15 protein-coding genes and 1 pseudogene are annotated in these 16,162 nt (G+C 65.6%); 7 read left to right on the forward strand and 9 right to left on the reverse strand.

Annotation, left to right across the window (positions count from 1 at the left end; all coding sequences use genetic code 11):
* Window positions 1–272: 272 nt before the first annotated feature.
* The gene (locus GWG54_RS18985; protein ID WP_167939227.1) at window positions 273–1,244 is read right to left on the reverse strand and encodes a sulfurtransferase; all 972 of its coding nucleotides are present in this window, start codon (window positions 1,242–1,244) and stop codon (window positions 273–275) included.
* A 573-nt stretch (window positions 1,245–1,817) separates the two neighbouring features.
* Between GWG54_RS18985 and GWG54_RS18990 the strand changes: the two genes are divergently transcribed.
* A complete protein-coding gene (locus GWG54_RS18990) occupies window positions 1,818–1,982 on the forward strand; it encodes a hypothetical protein (protein ID WP_167939228.1) in 165 nt (54 codons plus the stop codon).
* 81 nt (window positions 1,983–2,063) lie between these two features.
* Here the strand turns inward: GWG54_RS18990 and GWG54_RS18995 are convergent, their stop codons facing one another.
* Entirely contained in the window at window positions 2,064–3,377 is a 1,314-nt protein-coding gene (locus GWG54_RS18995) for an aspartate aminotransferase family protein (RefSeq protein ID WP_167939229.1), read from the reverse strand.
* Between the two features lie 4 nt (window positions 3,378–3,381).
* On the reverse strand, window positions 3,382–4,701 hold the full coding sequence (locus GWG54_RS19000) for a dicarboxylate/amino acid:cation symporter (protein ID WP_167939230.1): 1,320 nt from the start codon (window positions 4,699–4,701) through the stop codon (window positions 3,382–3,384).
* 307 nt (window positions 4,702–5,008) lie between these two features.
* On the opposite strand from GWG54_RS19000, the gene GWG54_RS19005 reads away from it, so the two are divergent.
* Window positions 5,009–5,221, forward strand: coding sequence for a hypothetical protein (locus GWG54_RS19005; RefSeq protein WP_167939231.1), 213 nt, complete (start codon window positions 5,009–5,011; stop codon window positions 5,219–5,221).
* Window positions 5,222–5,353: 132 nt separating this feature from the next.
* Here the strand turns inward: GWG54_RS19005 and GWG54_RS19010 are convergent, their stop codons facing one another.
* Both GWG54_RS19010 and GWG54_RS19015 read right to left on the reverse strand, forming a co-directional pair.
* Entirely contained in the window at window positions 5,354–6,421 is a 1,068-nt protein-coding gene (locus GWG54_RS19010) for a hemolysin family protein (RefSeq protein ID WP_167939232.1), read from the reverse strand.
* 104 nt (window positions 6,422–6,525) lie between these two features.
* The gene (locus GWG54_RS19015; RefSeq protein WP_167939233.1) at window positions 6,526–7,521 is read right to left on the reverse strand and encodes a DUF368 domain-containing protein; all 996 of its coding nucleotides are present in this window, start codon (window positions 7,519–7,521) and stop codon (window positions 6,526–6,528) included.
* 205 nt (window positions 7,522–7,726) lie between these two features.
* On the opposite strand from GWG54_RS19015, the gene GWG54_RS19020 reads away from it, so the two are divergent.
* The gene (locus GWG54_RS19020; RefSeq protein ID WP_209438532.1) at window positions 7,727–8,287 is read left to right on the forward strand and encodes a YqaA family protein; all 561 of its coding nucleotides are present in this window, start codon (window positions 7,727–7,729) and stop codon (window positions 8,285–8,287) included.
* Window positions 8,288–8,432: 145 nt separating this feature from the next.
* Here GWG54_RS19020 and GWG54_RS19025 read toward each other — a convergent pair whose 3' ends face one another.
* Genes GWG54_RS19025 through GWG54_RS19040 form a run of 4 tightly spaced genes read right to left on the reverse strand, consistent with a single transcriptional unit; the run spans window position 8,433 to window position 11,426 of the window.
* Complete coding sequence (locus tag GWG54_RS19025; protein ID WP_167939234.1) at window positions 8,433–8,636, reverse strand: CbaC protein; 204 nt, start codon at window positions 8,634–8,636, stop codon at window positions 8,433–8,435.
* A complete protein-coding gene (locus tag GWG54_RS19030) occupies window positions 8,637–10,388 on the reverse strand; it encodes a b(o/a)3-type cytochrome-c oxidase subunit 1 (RefSeq protein ID WP_167939235.1) in 1,752 nt (583 codons plus the stop codon).
* Window positions 10,381–11,193, reverse strand: coding sequence for a cytochrome c oxidase subunit II (locus GWG54_RS19035; RefSeq protein ID WP_167939236.1), 813 nt, complete (start codon window positions 11,191–11,193; stop codon window positions 10,381–10,383). Before GWG54_RS19035 ends, GWG54_RS19030 begins: the two co-directional genes overlap by 8 nt.
* Complete coding sequence (locus GWG54_RS19040) at window positions 11,190–11,426, reverse strand: hypothetical protein (protein ID WP_167939237.1); 237 nt, start codon at window positions 11,424–11,426, stop codon at window positions 11,190–11,192. The genes GWG54_RS19035 and GWG54_RS19040 overlap by 4 nt, the downstream gene beginning before the upstream one ends.
* Window positions 11,427–11,527: 101 nt before the next feature.
* Between GWG54_RS19040 and GWG54_RS19045 the strand changes: the two genes are divergently transcribed.
* From GWG54_RS19045 to GWG54_RS19060, 4 genes and pseudogenes are all read left to right on the forward strand, one after another.
* A complete protein-coding gene (locus GWG54_RS19045; RefSeq protein WP_167939238.1) occupies window positions 11,528–11,740 on the forward strand; it encodes a cytochrome-ba3 oxidase subunit in 213 nt (70 codons plus the stop codon).
* Between the two features lie 79 nt (window positions 11,741–11,819).
* Window positions 11,820–14,237 carry a cation-translocating P-type ATPase gene (locus tag GWG54_RS19050; protein ID WP_167939239.1) on the forward strand — a complete coding sequence of 806 codons (2,418 nt, stop codon included), beginning with the start codon at window positions 11,820–11,822 and terminating at the stop codon, window positions 14,235–14,237.
* A gap of 78 nt (window positions 14,238–14,315) precedes the next feature.
* On the forward strand, window positions 14,316–15,257 hold the full coding sequence (locus tag GWG54_RS19055) for a phosphatase PAP2 family protein (RefSeq protein WP_167939240.1): 942 nt from the start codon (window positions 14,316–14,318) through the stop codon (window positions 15,255–15,257).
* A 424-nt stretch (window positions 15,258–15,681) separates the two neighbouring features.
* Window positions 15,682–15,945: pseudogene (locus GWG54_RS19060) on the forward strand (restriction endonuclease); the annotation flags it as partial.
* Window positions 15,946–16,162: the final 217 nt, after the last annotated feature.

Consider the following 16,162-nt stretch of genomic DNA (forward strand, 5'->3'; position numbering starts at 1 on the left):
CCAGACAGTAGTCCCACTCGGACTCGAGGAACTGGTGGTCGTCCATTAATTGCGTCGACGTTGCGATTCGATCTACGTATTCTTACTGATGACGAGCCGTTCGTGTATCGGGGCGTACACTTCCGTACCGATCGGTCGTGAGTCGCGACGGTGCGTCGAACCCGATCTGTCGACGGAAACCGGTCCCCCGTCCGCAGGCCATCCGCGGATCCGCGGTACCGCCGGGTTCGGTGCGGGGACGGAAGTCGCCGAATCAGCGTTCGTCCGGAGCGTTACTCCTTCGCGTCGGCCGACGCCGGGTCGTCGACCTCGACCGCGACAGGCTGGCGGACGAGGTTCCCCCACTCCGTCCACGAGCCGTCGTAGTTCGTGGTGTCCCAGCCCAGCAGTTCGTGCAGGGTAAACCACGTGATCGAGGAGCGCTCGCCGATGCGACAGTACGTGATGACCTCGGTGTCGCCCTCGATGCCACGGTCGGCGTACACCGAGTGCAGGTCGTCGCCGCCCTTGAACCGCCCCTCGTCGTCGAGGTTCTCCTTCCAGGAGATGTTGGTCGCGCCGGGGATGTGGCCCGCTCGGCGCGCCGTCTCCTTGCTCCCCTCGGGAGCGACCTTCTCGCCGCGGTACTCGGCTTCCGAGCGCACGTCGACCAGCGGGATCTCGGGGTCGTCGCCGACCTCGGCACGGCCCTCCGCGGAGGACTCGCTCTCGATTGCGGCGACCTCTTCGACGCGCTCGAGGTACGCCCGCAGGTCCTCCTCGGGGCCCGCCGACTCGTACTCTCGGGCGGTTACGTCGGGCTCCTCGTCGGTCGTCGGATAGTCGTTCTCGAACCAGTAGGTGCGGCCGCCGTCGAGCAGTTTGACGTCGTCGTGGCCGTAGTACTTGAACTGCCAGTACGTGTAGGCCGCCCACTGGTTCGACTCGTCGCCGTACAGGATGACCGTCGTATCCTCGGTGATCCCGGCGTCGCCCATGATCTCCTCGAACTCCGCTCGCTTCAGGATGTCGCGCTCGACGGAGTCCTGAAGGTGGGTCCCCCAGCGAAAGCCCACGGCGCCGGGGATGTGCCCCTCGGCGTAGGACTCGTCGTACTCGATATCGGCCTCGACGAGTCGGTAGTCGGGGTCGTCCGAACGGACCTCGTCGAGGTGTTCCTCGAGCCACTCCGGCGAGACGAGGACGTCGGTGTCACCGTCGTACTTCTCGTCGATCTCGGGGTCGGAGAACGTGGCGTCGCTCATCGAGTCGATAGGGTGTCGCCAGCGTGATAGCGTCTGTGACTGCACATGTCGGGTTCCCCGATTTTCGCGATCTCCGTCCCACCGCGTTTCGATCGCCGGCTCGTCGCCGTTCGATACGAAACGTTATCTCTCAGTAGTATACTGTGACGATCGAAGGCCTCCCGAAACTCCGAACGATAATGGCTCCGGAAATCCGCGCGAACTCGCAGGGTACGGGCGCCGACGGATCGGACGCTCGACTCTCCGACGACGATCGATTCTATCTGCTCCAGTCGAGCCGCCGTCGGGAGACGATCAGGTACCTGCTGGCTACCGACGAACCCGCCCACATACGCGCGCTCGCGAGACACAGCGATCGAGCACGGAACGTCGACCGACGCGCTCACCTCCGAGCAGTACCAGCGCATCTACGTCCCGCTGTACCAGCTTCACCTTCCGAAGCTCGAGGACCACGGCGTCGTCGAGTACTGAAAAGAGCGCGGACTCGTCGAGCCGACCGACGCGCTGGCGGCACTGCGTCCCTATCTCGACCCCGATGGCGAGGACGAGTCGGGGCCGACGGCCGACGCCGCCGTGGACGGGGAGGGCAGCGACTGGTACATCGCGGCGACGGGAGCGAGCGGTCTCCTGGTAGCGCTCGCCGCGTTTGGGATCTTCCCGCTCTCCGGAGAGGCGCTCGGCGGGGTCATCATCGCGATCTTTCTGGTCGCGAACGCCGCCAGCCGCCGCGGCGGGTGACCGATTCGCCGCGCCGGGGCTCGAAACGGCGCGCTGGCCTCGCCCCGTGACTCGGTCGCGGGTGCCCTCCTCGAGTCGCCGTCAGAGTTCGGCGAGCACCGCGTCGGCGGCGTCGAGGTAGGACTCGAGGTGCGTCTCGTCGTGGGCGGCCGAGAGGTGGTGGCGCTTGTACGGGTTCGGCGTGAAGAAGTGGCCCCGTTCGCGCATCCCCGCCGCGAACGCGCGAAAGCGCTCCTCGTCGAGCCCGACCACGTCCTCGTAGTCGCGGGGTTCGCCGCGCACGCCGAACTGGACGCTGAAGATGCTCCGGTGGCCGACGACGCGTCCGTCGACGCCGCGGTCCTCGAGCAGGTCGGACAGGCCCTCGCGGTAGCGGTCGCCGAGGTCGGTCAGGTACCCCTGGACGTCCTCGTCGACGACGGTGTCGATCGTCTCGCGCGCGGCGGCGAGTCCCGGGAGGTTGCCCGAGTACGTTCCGCTGATGACGACGCCGGACTCGTTGTCGCCGCCCGCCTGCGCGAGCAGGTCCGCCCGGCCGCCGATGGCCGCCACGGGGTAGCCGTTACCCAGAGCCTTCGCGACGCAGGTGAGATCGGGCGTGACGCCGACCTCCCCCTGGACGCCGCGGGGCGAGTGGCGGAACCCGCTGATGACCTCGTCGAAGATCAGCGGGACGCCGTTGACCTCGGTCACCTCGCGAAGCGTCTCGAGGAACGTCGTCCGCGGCAGTAGACAGCCCACGGAGTGGGGGATCGGCTCGAGGATCACGGCCGCGAGGTCGTCGCCGTGCTCGCGGAAGATCTCCTCGACCGCCTCGGGATCGTTGAACGGCGCAACCAGCGTGTTCTCGACGGCGGCCGAGAGCATGCCGTCGGATTCGGGGTAGCGTTCCCCGACGCGGTCGGCCGGCGGGTAGACGCTGACGTCGACGTAGTCGTGCCAGCCGTGGTAACAGCCCTCGAACTTCAGCACCTTCTCGTTACCGGTGGCGGCCCGTGCGAGCCGGATCGCGTGGTAGGTGGCTTCGCTGCCGCTGTTACAGAAGTTCACCATCTCGACGCTGGGCAGCAGGTCCACGAGCCGTTCGGCGACCTCGACCTCGAGGGGTGCCGTGCCCGCCCCGTACAACACGCCGTCGTCGATAGCGCCTCGAGCCGCCTCGTCGACGCCCTCGTGGGCGTGGCCGAGCACGATCGGTCCGAACCCGAGGTGGTAGTCGGTGTACTGCTCGCCGCCGACCGTCGCCAGCGTGGCGTCCGATGCCGACTCGAAGGCGACGTCGCCCGTGTCGTACGCCTGCGCTCGAAGCCCCGTTTGCGCGCCGCCCGGAATGACGTCGCGTGCGCGGTCGACGACCGATTCGTCTCGGTTCTGTGTCGTGGGATCGTTCGCCATCGTATCAGTCGTTTGTCACCTTAGCGGTCTCCTCGTCCAACCCCGCGGGTGCATCGGCCCACACGCCGGACGTGAGGTCGATCGCGTCGTTCCACTTCGCGACGACCGACGAGACGGCCAGATCGCCGGCGATGTTGTTCATCGTCCGGAGGCGATCGAGCAGCGGGTCGATACCCGCGATCATCCCGATGACCTCGAGTGGCAGTCCGACCTGGGTCAACACCGCGGTCATCATCACCAGGCTCGCGCTGGGAACGCCTGCGGTGCCGACGCTCATCAGGAGCGCGGTCAGCAAGATTGCCACCTGTTCGAACAGCGTGAGCGACGCGCCCGCGATGTTCGCCGCGAAGATGGCGACGATCCCGAGGTACATCGCCGTCCCGTCCATGTTGACCGTCGCCCCGAGCGGGAGCGAGAAGCCGTACACGCGCTCTTTGATTCGGAGGTTCTCGTCGGCGTCCGACATCGTGATCGGCAGCGTCGCGCTCGAGGATCGGATACTCAGCGCCGTGATGAGCGCCTCCTTACTGCCGCGCAGGAAGTCGACAGGCGACCCGCCGACGACCCCCCGAATGAGGACCAAGAGGTAGACCAGCGTGATCTGCAGCCCGACGGCGACCGTCAGCGTCATCGCGAGGAAGAAGTACGCCGAGATGGCCTCGAGACCGATCTCTCCGAACAGCGCCGCCATCAGGGCGAACACGCCGAGGACGCCGAACTCCATGATCCCCCAGACGATCTTGAACATCACTTCCGCGCCGGCGTCGGCCACATTAAAGATCGTGTCGATGCCGTTTCGGACGGCCGAGTCGGGTTCGACTTCCGCCCGGACCATGGTCATTCCGAGGCCGAACGCAAGCGTGAAGAAGATGATCGCGAGGATGTTCCCCTCCGCCAGCGCGCTGATGGGATTCGCGGGAACGATGTTGAACAGCTGGTCCGTCAGCGCCGGCGCCTGCTCGGTCTCGACGTCCGTCTGCTCGAGGGTGATTCCCGTCCCGGGGTTAACGAGATTGCTCACCGCGAGTCCGATCGCGATCGCTACGGCTGTCGTGGCGAGGTACAGACCCACTACCTGTCCTCCTACTTTCCCCAGGTTTTTCGGCGATAGTTCCCGCGTCGCCATCAACAGCGTGAAGACGATGATGGGGACGATGATCATCTCGAGCAACCGGACGAACAGATCACCGATCGGCTGGAGCGACATCGCGGGCCGTCCGACCGCCAGCCCGACGACGGCGCCGAGCACGAACGCCGCCGCGATTCGGTAGACGATGGGTATCCCCCGGTATCGTCGCCACGCGGATGTGATTGTACTTGTCATGCCCTCCCGAAGATTTTTCGCAAGGCAGTGATAATACTTCCGGAATACATACCTTTATAGGAATTCGTTGACAATAACTAGAGATCGTTACGAAGCCGACGAGAGCGAGAAATCGAGAGCCGGCTCGAGGGAATTGTTCCGTCGTCGGGGTGTCGTCGCCGCTGTCCGCACGTTCATTGCTGTATGTTGTAAGTTTAACTCAGATCGAGTCGCCCACGGCCGAAACCGCGGTTCGCCTCGCGGGCTCTATACCACCCGACGTGTTACGGCATCACCTTTCTAACCCTCCGGACCCGCGTACCGGTCGATGGGCCTGAAGAACAAACTTCGGCGGCTGCTCGGATTACTCGAGGGACGCGAGAACAAGGTGGCGAAACAGCTCAGCAAGCGAACCGGCGTGAGCGAACGGCAGGCCAGGCGGGGCATCGACAAGGCCCGAGAACTAACCGGCGAGAACGAGACCGAGACCGAAAACGGGGATGGTTCGGACCGAACTCGGCGGGAGCGACGGCGAAACTGAGGATCGTCGGGTTACGCGTCGACGACGGGAACGAGCGCTCCCCCCGGCTTCTGTCGGACCGTCGTCCAGCGTCCCCGGCGTACCGTCGTCGGCAGGGTCGAGATCGAACGCGCTCGGCTCTTCGGCTCGCCGTTAGGTGTCGGCCGAATCGACTTCCCGATCGAGCGGATCCTCGATGTCGCCCATAACCGCTTCGAGCAGGTCCGTTACGGTCACCAATCCGACGACGTCGCCGTCCTCGATCACGAGCGCGAGTTCCTGGTTTTCCGCCTGGAACTGATCGACCGCGTCGCTTACGTCCACGTCGGGCGAAAGCGTCATCGGCGGCGCCGCGAGTTCGGCGAAGTCGATATCGTCCTCGGCCAACTCCTCGCGATATCTGACGAGGACCGGCGTGTAGACGATCCCGCGGAAGTCGGTCAGATCGTCGCCGACTAACGGGTAGCGGGTCTGCGGGCGCTCCTCCATCCGCCGGAAGTTCTCCTCGGGATCCGCTTCGGTAGACAGCGCGACGATCTCCTCGCGCGGAACCATCACCTCGCTGATCGACTGCTCGCCGACCTGGAACGCGTTCATCACCTCCTCGCGTCGCTCCTCGGACAGGTCCCCCTCGTCGAGGACCGAGCCGAGCTGATTCCGCAGGTCCGCTCGAGTTTCGATGACCTCCTGTTCGGTCTCGCGCCAGGCGCCCGTCATCTCGATCCCGAACAGAGCGAGCGTCTTCTTCGCGATCCAGTCGCCGAACCAGATCGCCGGCGCGAGAACTTTGGCGAACCAGTAGAGGGGACGCGCGCCGTACCTGCAGACCTGCTTCGAGCGCTCGACGCCGAGGTAGGTCGGTGTCTGCTCGCCGTGCGTGAGGTGAATCAGATTGATGAGGAAGAATCCGAGCACTGAACCGGCGCCGACCGACGCCAGCGCCGTGTTTTCGAACAGCGGCTCGAACAGCGCCGCCAGACCGGGTTCGGCGACGATACCCAACGCGATACTGGTCCCGGAGATCCAGATCTGACACGACGTCAGATAGAACTCGAGATCTTCGGTCATCTCCCAGGCGAGTTCCAGCGAGGGCGTGTCGAACTCCGACTTCGGATACTGCCGAGCGCGGGTCAGTCCAAACTCGGTTGCGACGAAGAACGCGTTCAGCCCGATAAGGAAGAGGCCAGCCAGGATTCGTCCGCTGACCTCGAGTGGTCCCATCATCGTCCGTCCGTAGACACAGGCGATACAAATCAGTAGGGGAAGACGAATTGTCCCGTCAACGAGACGACTCGTGTCTCGACAGCAGCGTCCTCACACCTCGATCAGATCGAGTCGAGATCCAGATCGACGGCGTACCAGTCGAGAGCGAGTATCAGAACCGCGCCGACGACCGCCGCGCCGGCGAACGCCACCGCTACCTCCGCCGAGAACCCGACCGTGGTCCGTACCTCCGACACCGGCGCCCGGAGCGCGCCGACGACGAGCGCGATGAGAAACGCCATCGTCACCCGTCGGTTCCAGTCCAGCGACCGACGGATAACCCTCGAGATGGTAAAGAGGCCGACGAGACCGCCCAGAACGAACGTGACGATGACTACCCCGAGATCGGCTAGCTCTCCCACCGGTCCGCCGACGACGGCGCGGCCGAGGGCGTCGGTGAACTGGCTGAGGGTCGTCGATAGTCGCGTGTACTGTCCGAGGATGACCAACAGGAGCGACCCGGAGATGCCCGGAAGGATCATCGCGCTGACCGCGACGGCGCCGGCGAGGAAGACGACGGGGAGGCCCCCTCCCTCCAGAAACGCCACCGGGCCGGAGAGGAGGAAGGCGACGACGAACCCGGCGACGGCGGCGAACGCCTGAAACCCCGTTGAGATCGTCAACTGGCGGAGCAACACGACGGCCGAGGCCGCGATGAGGCCGAAAAAGAACCCGAACAGAAGCGTCGGGGCGCTCTCGTTGGCGACGTGGACGGCGCGCGTGACGACGACGATGGCGGTTCCGACGCCGGCGACCAGGGCGAGTCCGAACCAGCCGTCGACCTCCTCCCAGACGCCGAGCGCGTCGCGAATCGAAACCCCGTTCGAGAACGGGACGACCGCGCCGAGCAACCGCCGGATTCGCCCTGGCGTGATCGCCGTCACCATGGCGATCAGACGGCCGTATATCCCCGTGATGAGGGCGATCGTTCCGCCGGAGACGCCCGGCACGGCATCAGCGCTGCCCATACAGAGTCCGATAGCGAACGTGCGGATCCACTCCCGTACCGGCGGAACGGAGCCGCGTAGTGTGGATACCGTCTCCGGCGTAGAACTCATTAGCACATCGTACTGGCAATACGGTGAAATCCCTGTCGAAATCTCCACCGCGACGCCGCCGTTCGATCGTGATACGGGGCCGGTTTCCGCCGAGGTCTTCCCAGCGTCGATCGAGCGCCGTCGGCGAATGCTATCGATACATACTCGACGCGGGATGAAATACGATAGACCAGTCGGTAGCAATTTGGAATACACCCGCACATACATGGTAACTGACCTATCATTACTCGCCCTTGAGACGCGACTCGTCGTCGGTGCAGGTGGCCTTGAATCCCTCGTCGAATCGGCGACGGGCTGGCCAGGGATGGGAATCATCTTCGTGTACTCGTTTTTGATCGCGTTCGCCCTCCCGGGTCCGAGCGAGATCGTGCTGGTTGCACCGCTCGATCTCGGCCTTCCGTCGTGGGCACACCTCTCGAGCATCATGCTCGTGAGCGCGGTCGGCAAAGCCGTCGGCAGCGTCTTCGCGTTCCACATCGGACAGGAGGTCAAGCGTGCCGGCCCGATCACGCGCTGGCTGCGACGGTCGCGGTGGAACGTCCTGAAGTGGTCCGAGAAGCGCTCCGTGCAGCTCGCCCAGGAGTACGGCTACGGTGGCCTCGCGATCGCGCTGTCGATCCCCTTCTTCCCCGATACGATCTCGATATACGCGTTCGCCGTTCTCGAGCAGAATTACGTGAGATTCGCGATCGCGACCTTCCTCGGAAGTCTGGGTCGGCTCCTCGTTACGGTCGGGTTCTTCGGCGGTCTCTCGGCGATCTTCTGAACCGGCGGTTCCGTTTCGTCCGCATCCGTCAGCGATCGCGACGGGTTCGATCGTCTCAGGGTCGAACGATTCGCTACAGTTTCCGTCGCTCGTTTCGTTGAGAGCGACGTTCGTCCCGACCAGGCGAAGCGCCGTCCCGTTCGGCCTAGCTGCGGTCGGCCGCTTCCGCATCGCCGTTCGGCGGCCACAGCGCCCACGCCGTGATGGCGAGCGCGAGGGCGAGCCCGACGAGGATCGACTCCGTGACGGTTATCTCGACGCCGAACCACGAGAGGACCGTTCGCAACTCGATCACGAACGGGACGAGGAGGACGATACCGACGAGCAAGGCCCCCTTGGAAACGCGCATCTAGGCGACCACCTCCCGGAGCGTCTCGAGGGCGGGCTCGAGATCGGCGCCGAGACTGAGCTGACGGCCGTCGATGCCGGGGCCGAACAGCCCGCCGCTCTCGACGATGCTCGCCAGCGGGAGCGTGTACGCGAAGATCACGAGGACGACGGCGATGGCGGTCCAGAGCTTGAGGTTGTCGAGGATCTCCGGGGCGTCCTCGGGGCCCGAGAGCGTGCCGGCGTAGGTGTTGTCCGGGATCGAATCGCTGGTGCCGTTGAACGACGTCAGGACCACGTTCAGCAGGAACAGGGCCAGCGAGACGACGAGCAGTACGGCGCCGAGTGCAACCTGCGCGTCCATCTCGGCGACGGTGCCGACGGCGGGTTCGAACTCGAAGTTCTGGTACTGAGGTTCGGCGGTTCGGCGTGGCATCCCGAACAGGCCGGAGCGGTGCATCGCGTTCGACATGAACGTCATGCCGACGAACCACAGCAGGACCTGCCCCAGCGCGACCGATCGGCTCCACAGTTCCTTGCCGGTCACCTGCGGGATGAACCAGTACGCGGCCGCCATGAACGTCAGCGCGACGGCGGTGCCGACGGTGAGGTGGAAGTGACCGACGACCCACCACGTGTTGTGGACGAGGTAGTTGATGTTCATCCCCGCGTTGATCATGCCGGAGAAGCCCGCCGCGGCGAACATCAGACCCGCGAGCGCCATCCCGGTAAAGACCGGATCGCGCCACGGCAGGGCCGTGAGCCAGCCCAGGTAGCCCTCGCCGCCGCGCTGGCGCGCGCCGTGTTCCATGCTCGCGACGACGGTAAAGGCCGTCAGCAGGCTCGGCAACAGCAGGAACATCGTGTTCGTCATCGCGATGAACTTGTACCCCTCCGCGATGCCGGGATCCAGGTACTGGTGGTGGATTCCCAGCGGCGTCGAGAGCAACAAGAAGAGGACGAAGACCACGCGCGCGAGCGGGTCGCTGAACAGCTTTCCGCCGGAAAGCTTCGGCAGCATGATGTACCACATCACATACGTCGGCATCAGCCAGAAGTAGACGACGGCGTGGCCGAAGTACCAGAACAACGTTCGAGTTAGCAGCGGGTTGACGGAGTCGACGATCCCCAGCGACCACGGCAGCAGGAACACGAGGATCGACAGGGCGACGCCGAGCGTACAGATGTACCAGAACAGCGTCGTCGTCAACACCATGAACGTCGGCAGCGGAATCCGCTCGTCGGCGTTCTCGTCGCGCCAGGCCCACCACGTCCGGAACCAGTCGAACCCGGCGAGCCAGGTGCCGACGACGAACAGCACCAGCCCGACGTAGAATATCGGGTGGGCCTGCAACGGCGAGTAGAACGTAAAGAGCACGTCCGCGTACAGCTCCGAGCCGAGGATCGACGGCGGCTCCTCGAGGAAGCCGGCGAAGATGGCGATGGCGACTAGCACCGTTCCGGTCACCATCATGGCGTACCAGGACCAGGTGAAGCGGGTGTCGACGACGCCCCGGTCCAGGCTGGTCGTCACGGCCCACGTGAAGATTCCCACGAGGAAGAAGATCGTGAACGTGATCGCCAGCAAGACCCCGTGGGCGGTCAACACGGTGTAGTAGTCCGTCGAGTCGATGAACCGGAGAACGTCGGTCCGGTGGAGCGCCTGTACGAGGCCGAGGACGCCGCCGATGGCCAGCGCGAGGAACGAACTCCAGAAGGCGGACTTGACCACCCGCGCTTCCGCGGGAAACTGATCGACGTAGGCGTTACGCATCGTCGGCACCCCCCTCCGAATCGTCGCTATCGTCGTTCGCTCCGTCCACCACCGAGAGCGTTCCGCTCTCCTCCTCCCCGTCGACGGTCACCGTCCAGTCGTGGTCGCCCTCGCCCAGCCGGTCGGCGTCGACCGCGAACTCGACGGACTCGCTGCCGTCGCCGTCGATCGTCACGTCTTCGTCGTACTGTTCGCCGCCGATCTCGAGGGTCGCGGTCGTCTCGAGGTCGGTCCGCATCCCGTCGCTGACGGTCGCGTTGATCGTCGTCTCGTTGCCCGCCTCGACCTCGTCGGGCGCCTCGACGGAGAGTTCGGTCAGGTCGAACTCGTCCTCGGGGACGACGCTCAGCGTCCCCTCCATGGTGTGATGGTACTCGCCGCAGTACTCGTTACAGAGGATGCCATACTCGCCGGGCTCGTCGAACTCGACGGTCATCTCCGAGACCTGACCGGGGACGACCATCGTGTTGACGTTCGTCCCGACCACGGAGAAGCTGTGGGTCACGTCGGGGCTCGTGACGTAAAACGTCACTTCGCTGCCGGCGGGGACTTCGATCTCGTCGGGTGAGTACGACCACGCCTGCGCGAGGACGGCGACTTCGTACTCGTTCCCGCCGACGTGGGTGACGCCGGTCTCCTCGAATCGCTCGTCGTCGTTGATCTCGGACGGGTCGATGGAGCCGCCGTCGTCGCTGATCATCGAGACGCCGGGGCCGACGGCCCCGTACGTGATCGTCGCGATGAACCCGACGATCAACACCATCGATGCGGCCAGCCAGACCTTCTCGTAGGTGTGAATGTTCATGCCAGTCCCACCACCGTCGCGAGCGACCCGACGACGGTCGGCCCGTTACCGAGGAACTCCACGAAGTACATGAACAGCCACAGCAACACCAGAATCGCGAAGTAGATCGCGATCAGGATCAGCGTTCCGATCGGGTCGAACTCGTCGTGGCCGAGTTCGCGAACCGTTCCGGCGTCCCCGGAGTCGGATTCGACCGCTCGATCGCCCCTGTCTCGTTCTGTCGCCGAACTCATATGCGGTTGGATAGGGAAAGGAGGAACTAACCACCGGCCGTAGTTCCCGACCGGTGAAAAAAGCGACCAGTATTAAGGGTCTCACAACCCGAACAGTGCGTATGACGCTCGAGACGCTCTCCCCGCGGTACGCGGCGGCCGTCGGGCTCCTCGCAATCGTCCCGGTGGTCGTCTACGGAGTCACGAACTCGGGGCTCGCCGGAGTCGTCAGCGCGATTAACGTCGCGGTGATCGTCGGCTCACTCTACCTCGCGATGTCGCCAGTCGTCGCACACGGCACCCGCCGCGACGACGGAAACGGAACCGTCGGCTGACGACCGTCGTTCGAATGCTCCCCCTGACACTGGCGTCGCCCCCGCTCACCGCCGTCGCTGTTCGTCTCCCGACCTGACGATGACCGAGAACGCACCGCCGCACACGCGACCGTCCGCACCGTCGACGACCCGGGCCAGGTCCGACGTGTGCGACCTCTGTGACCTCCCGACGCCGGCGGAGCCGATCGTCGACCCGGACGGAGGCGGGAGCTACTGTTGTCGCGGCTGTCTCGAGGTCTCGCGGACCCTCGAGCGGGCCGACGACGTGCCCCCCGAGTCGGCGGTTCGAGCCCGGCTAGACGGTGCGGACGCGCCCGATAGCCGGAATCTCGACGACCTCGACGGCGAGGACGCCTACCTCGCCGTCGACGGGATGCACTGTTCGACCTGCGAGGTCTTCCTTGAGACGACCGTCGAGCAGGCGGACGGTGTGTTGGGTGCGACGGCCAGCTACGCGACCGATACGATCCGAATCGTCTACGACCCCAATCGGGTCGCGGCCGCGGACCTCCCTGAGATCGTCTCGGGCTACGGCTACACCGCGACCGAGCGATCGGCGGCCGACGACACCCCGTCGGAGGACCGCGCGGCCGCGCTCCTGCTGGGCGGGTTCTTCGGGATGATGGTGATGGTCTGGTACGTCCTCTTTCTGTACCCGACCTACTTCGGCTTCGAACCGGTCGCCGACTTCGGCGGTTACGCCGGCTTCTTCCTCGCGGCGAACATCTGGCTGTTCACGACGTTCATCCTCCTCTACACCGGTTATCCGATCCTCCGGGGCGCGTTCGTCAGCCTCCGGGCGGGGCGGCCGAACATGGACCTGCTCGTCGCGACCGCCGCCCTGGGATCGTACGGCTACAGCACGCTCGCGACGGTCCTCGGCCGGGGCCACCTCTACTTCGACGTCACCGTCGCCGTCGTCCTCGTCGTCACCGCGGGAACCCACTACGAGAGCGTCGTCAAGCGCCGCGCGACCGGGCTCTTCTCGGAGCTGACCGAGCGGCGGGTCGACGAGGCGCGCCTCGAGAGCGGTGAGACGGTCCCGCTCGAAGCGGTCGAACCCAGCGACAGGCTGCTCGTTCGCCCGGGCGAGCGGGTTCCCCTCGACGGCGAGGTCGTCGAGGGGTCGGCCGCGGTCGACGAGTCGCTAGTCACCGGCGAGTCCCTCCCCGTCCGGAAGTCCGAGGGCGACGCGATCCGCGGCGGAACCGTCGTGACGGACGCGCCGCTCGTCCTCGAGGTCGGCCGCGAGGCCGAGAGCACCCTCGATCGGCTCGTCTCGATGCTCTGGTCGATCCAGAGCTCCCGACCCGGCGTCCAGCGTCTCGCGGACAGGCTCGCGACGGTGTTCGTCCCGCTGGTCGTCACCCTCGCGTCCCTCGCGACCGTCGTCCTGCTCGCGACGGGCTCGAGTCCGTCGGCGGCCCTGCTGGTCGGGCTGACGGTCGTGATCGTCTCCTGTCCCTGCGCGCTCGGACTCGCGACGCCGCTGGCGATCGCCGCGGGCCTCCAGAGCGCGGCTGAACGCGGGATCGTCGTCGCCGCGGAAGCGATCTTCGAGGACGCGCCGGACGTCGACGTCGTCGTGCTCGACAAGACCGGGACGATGACGACCGGTCGAATGACCGTCGAAGGCGTCCACGTCGCGCCCAGAGTCGCTCCCGACGACCTGCTCCGGCGCGCCGGCGCGGTGGAGGCCCTGTCGGAGCACCCGGTCGCCGCGGCGATCGCGGACGCCGCGCTCGAGACCGATTCGGGCAGTGAGGGCGTCGCCGTCGAGTCGTTCGAGCGGGACGATCGCGGCGTCAGCGGCGTCGCCGACGGCGAGCGCGTCGTCATCGGTCATCCCGACTACCTCCGCGAGTGCGGACTGTCGATCCCCGGGGCGCTCGAGCCCCGGTTCGCCGAGGCCCGCGGCGCCGGACGCGTTCCGGTCGCCGTCGGCTGGGACGGCCGCGCTCGCGGGGCGATCGCGGTCGGCGATTCGCCCCGGGAGGGCCTCGAAGCCGCGCTCGAGACCCTCTCGGACGGCCGCGAGATCGTCGTCCTCACCGGCGACGAGGGCCCGGCGGCCGAACGGCTCCGTTCGCTGGACGGCGTCGACGAAGTCTTCGCGGGCGTTCCGCCGGCGGCGAAGGCCGAGACCGTCGATCGGCTCCGCGCGAGAGGAACGGTCGCGATGGTCGGTGACGGGAGCAACGACGCGCCCGCCCTGGCGGCCGCCGACATCGGTATCGCGATGGGTAGCGGGACGGAACTGGCGACCGACGCCGCGGACGCCGTGATCCTCGGCGACGACCTCGCGGCCGTCAACGAGACCTTCGCCGTCGCGACGAGCACCCACCGCCGGATTCGACAGAACCTCGCGTGGGCGTTCGCCTACAACGCGGTGGCGATCCCGCTGGCGGTCGCCGGGTTGTTGAACCCGCTGTTCGCGGCCGTCGCGATGGCCGCGAGCAGCGCGCTCGTCGTCTGCAACTCAGCGCGATCGCTCTGAACCGGTCGTCGAGTGCGCTTCGCGGGGCACCGGGCGCGGACCGCTACGCTAACGGGGACCGAATCCGGAGACGACCGTATGTGGACGCTCAGCGACGGGCGAGGAGTCGGACTCACCGACGCGCTTCACGGATCGGCGCACGAACCCGTTGTCGTCCTCTTTGCGCTACTGACCCAACTCAGCGACGTCTGGTTTCTCTTCGTGCTCTGTGGCGTGTACTACGTCGCCGGCGAGCGGTTCCCGCGCTGGGGGATCGAGCGGCGGCGCGGACTATTCGTCTTCGGACTGTTGCTTACGTACATCGCGCTCATCGGAGTTCTCAAGCAGTTCTTCGTGCTCCCGCGACCGCCGGGAGCCAGTTCTCCGCCGGACCTCGAGTGGATCCCGCTCGTCGCTCGAGGAGTCGTCGCCGATATGGCGACGGCGACCGGGTACGGGTTTCCGAGCGGCCACGCCCTCGGGAGCACGCTGGTGTGGGGCGGGTTCGCACTCGTCGTCGGGCGGGACCGACGGTCTCGCGCGCGGTTCGCCCTCGCGGGCGTCGTGATCGCCGTCGTTTCGCTCGCTCGGCTGGTTCTGGGTGTCCACTACCTCGTCGACGTCGTCGCCGGAGTTCTCATCGGACTGCTGGCGCTGGGCGCCCTCTACGGGATCGCCGCCGGGGGCACCGAGCCCGCTCGAGTCCTCGTCGTCGCCGTGGGTATCGGAACCCTCGGATTGGGGTACGGACTCACGTTCGAGAGCGTGGCTGCGGTCGGAAGCGGTGTCGGCGCGTGGCTCGTTTGGCGCGCCGTCACTGCGACGACGTCGGCGTCTCCGTCGAGCCGCCGCGAGGTCGCCGCAGCCCTCGTCGTCTTCGGACTCGCGGGGAGCCTCTTCGCGCTGCTGTACGCTCTCGAACCGCCGCTGTCGACGACGTTTTTCGGCGCTGCCGTCGCCGCCGGCGGCGTCGTCGGGGCTCCGCTGATCGGCGAGCGACTCGTCGAGCGGACGAGAACTATCCAGACAAACGCGTCGTGATCGCCTCCGTAGCCGAGAGTTCGGACACAGCGTCGTCTGGCGTTTGGATGTCCAGTCGACACGCTCGGCGGTTCTCGAGGAAGTCTCCTCACGGCGACGGCAGGGCACCGTGAGGGACGATCAGGTAGCGTTCCAAGGGACACTTTTGCGGAGCGATCGTCAGGGCACTCCCTCGGCGCGCTCCGCAGCCGTACCACGGCCATACACGTATAAAAATCGACCGGGTTCCACAGCAGTTACGAAATCAATATAGGTTACTGTATTCTCAATATCGTTAATTAGAGCACTATAATGAACCATATATGGTTTACCGCAGGCTCTGTTCGATTCGTGCGAAACGATTACGATCGGGAGAGCCTCGAGTGTGGTAATCACGCGCTGATCATTGCCGAGTTCGATCTCCATCAGCACTGACAGACTACCTTGCGGTAGTAACAACTGTGTTAGTCACACCAAAACGGAACGTCTCGAAGGGTCACCGGTCTGTACTGGTTGTGCCGTGACCGAGCGCTTCGCACTGAAGACGAAGTATTTCTACAACGAAGAGAATCTCGAGGCGTTCCGTGAGGAGTACGAGGCGATGCCGATTCAGCAAAAAGCAATGGAGAATACGGCTCTCGCGATCGGAGCCATAGTCGTTACAGTCGTTTTTCTCCTTATGATGTTGACGTCGGTCGGTCTGCTCTAACAATTATCTGCTCTGTTGAATAGCGGTGTTTCTATGGAAGGTCGCAATTTGATTCGACGTGTAAGCTGCTGACAGTGGTGGTCTCAAAATCACCGCCACTTCACTTCGGCTCAGAGGGCGCTATTCACCTATGGAAACGCTGCTACCCGACCAAACCACCGCTGACGATAAAATGATTGGGGCGTACTGATGTCTGCCGCCCCGCACAGCCGGCAGG

It is taken from the genome of Natronococcus sp. JC468 (genome assembly GCF_012163165.1).
Lineage (GTDB): Archaea > Halobacteriota > Halobacteria > Halobacteriales > Natrialbaceae > Natronococcus > Natronococcus jeotgali.

Excerpts from the sequence above, each read along its gene's own strand:
- GWG54_RS18985 (WP_167939227.1), bottom strand. The coding sequence starts at position 1,244 with ATGAGCGACGCCACGTTCTCCGACCCCGAGATCGACGAGAAGTACGAC.
- GWG54_RS18995 (WP_167939229.1), bottom strand. The coding sequence starts at position 3,377 with ATGGCGAACGATCCCACGACACAGAACCGAGACGAATCGGTCGTCGAC.
- GWG54_RS19000 (WP_167939230.1), bottom strand. The coding sequence starts at position 4,701 with ATGACAAGTACAATCACATCCGCGTGGCGACGATACCGGGGGATACCC.
- GWG54_RS19005 (WP_167939231.1), top strand. The coding sequence starts at position 5,009 with ATGGGCCTGAAGAACAAACTTCGGCGGCTGCTCGGATTACTCGAGGGA.
- GWG54_RS19010 (WP_167939232.1), bottom strand. The coding sequence starts at position 6,421 with ATGGGACCACTCGAGGTCAGCGGACGAATCCTGGCTGGCCTCTTCCTT.
- GWG54_RS19015 (WP_167939233.1), bottom strand. The coding sequence starts at position 7,521 with ATGAGTTCTACGCCGGAGACGGTATCCACACTACGCGGCTCCGTTCCG.
- GWG54_RS19020 (WP_209438532.1), top strand. The coding sequence starts at position 7,727 with ATGGTAACTGACCTATCATTACTCGCCCTTGAGACGCGACTCGTCGTC.
- GWG54_RS19025 (WP_167939234.1), bottom strand. The coding sequence starts at position 8,636 with ATGCGCGTTTCCAAGGGGGCCTTGCTCGTCGGTATCGTCCTCCTCGTC.
- GWG54_RS19030 (WP_167939235.1), bottom strand. The coding sequence starts at position 10,388 with ATGCGTAACGCCTACGTCGATCAGTTTCCCGCGGAAGCGCGGGTGGTC.
- GWG54_RS19035 (WP_167939236.1), bottom strand. The coding sequence starts at position 11,193 with ATGAACATTCACACCTACGAGAAGGTCTGGCTGGCCGCATCGATGGTG.
- GWG54_RS19040 (WP_167939237.1), bottom strand. The coding sequence starts at position 11,426 with ATGAGTTCGGCGACAGAACGAGACAGGGGCGATCGAGCGGTCGAATCC.
- GWG54_RS19045 (WP_167939238.1), top strand. The coding sequence starts at position 11,528 with ATGACGCTCGAGACGCTCTCCCCGCGGTACGCGGCGGCCGTCGGGCTC.
- GWG54_RS19050 (WP_167939239.1), top strand. The coding sequence starts at position 11,820 with ATGACCGAGAACGCACCGCCGCACACGCGACCGTCCGCACCGTCGACG.
- GWG54_RS19055 (WP_167939240.1), top strand. The coding sequence starts at position 14,316 with ATGTGGACGCTCAGCGACGGGCGAGGAGTCGGACTCACCGACGCGCTT.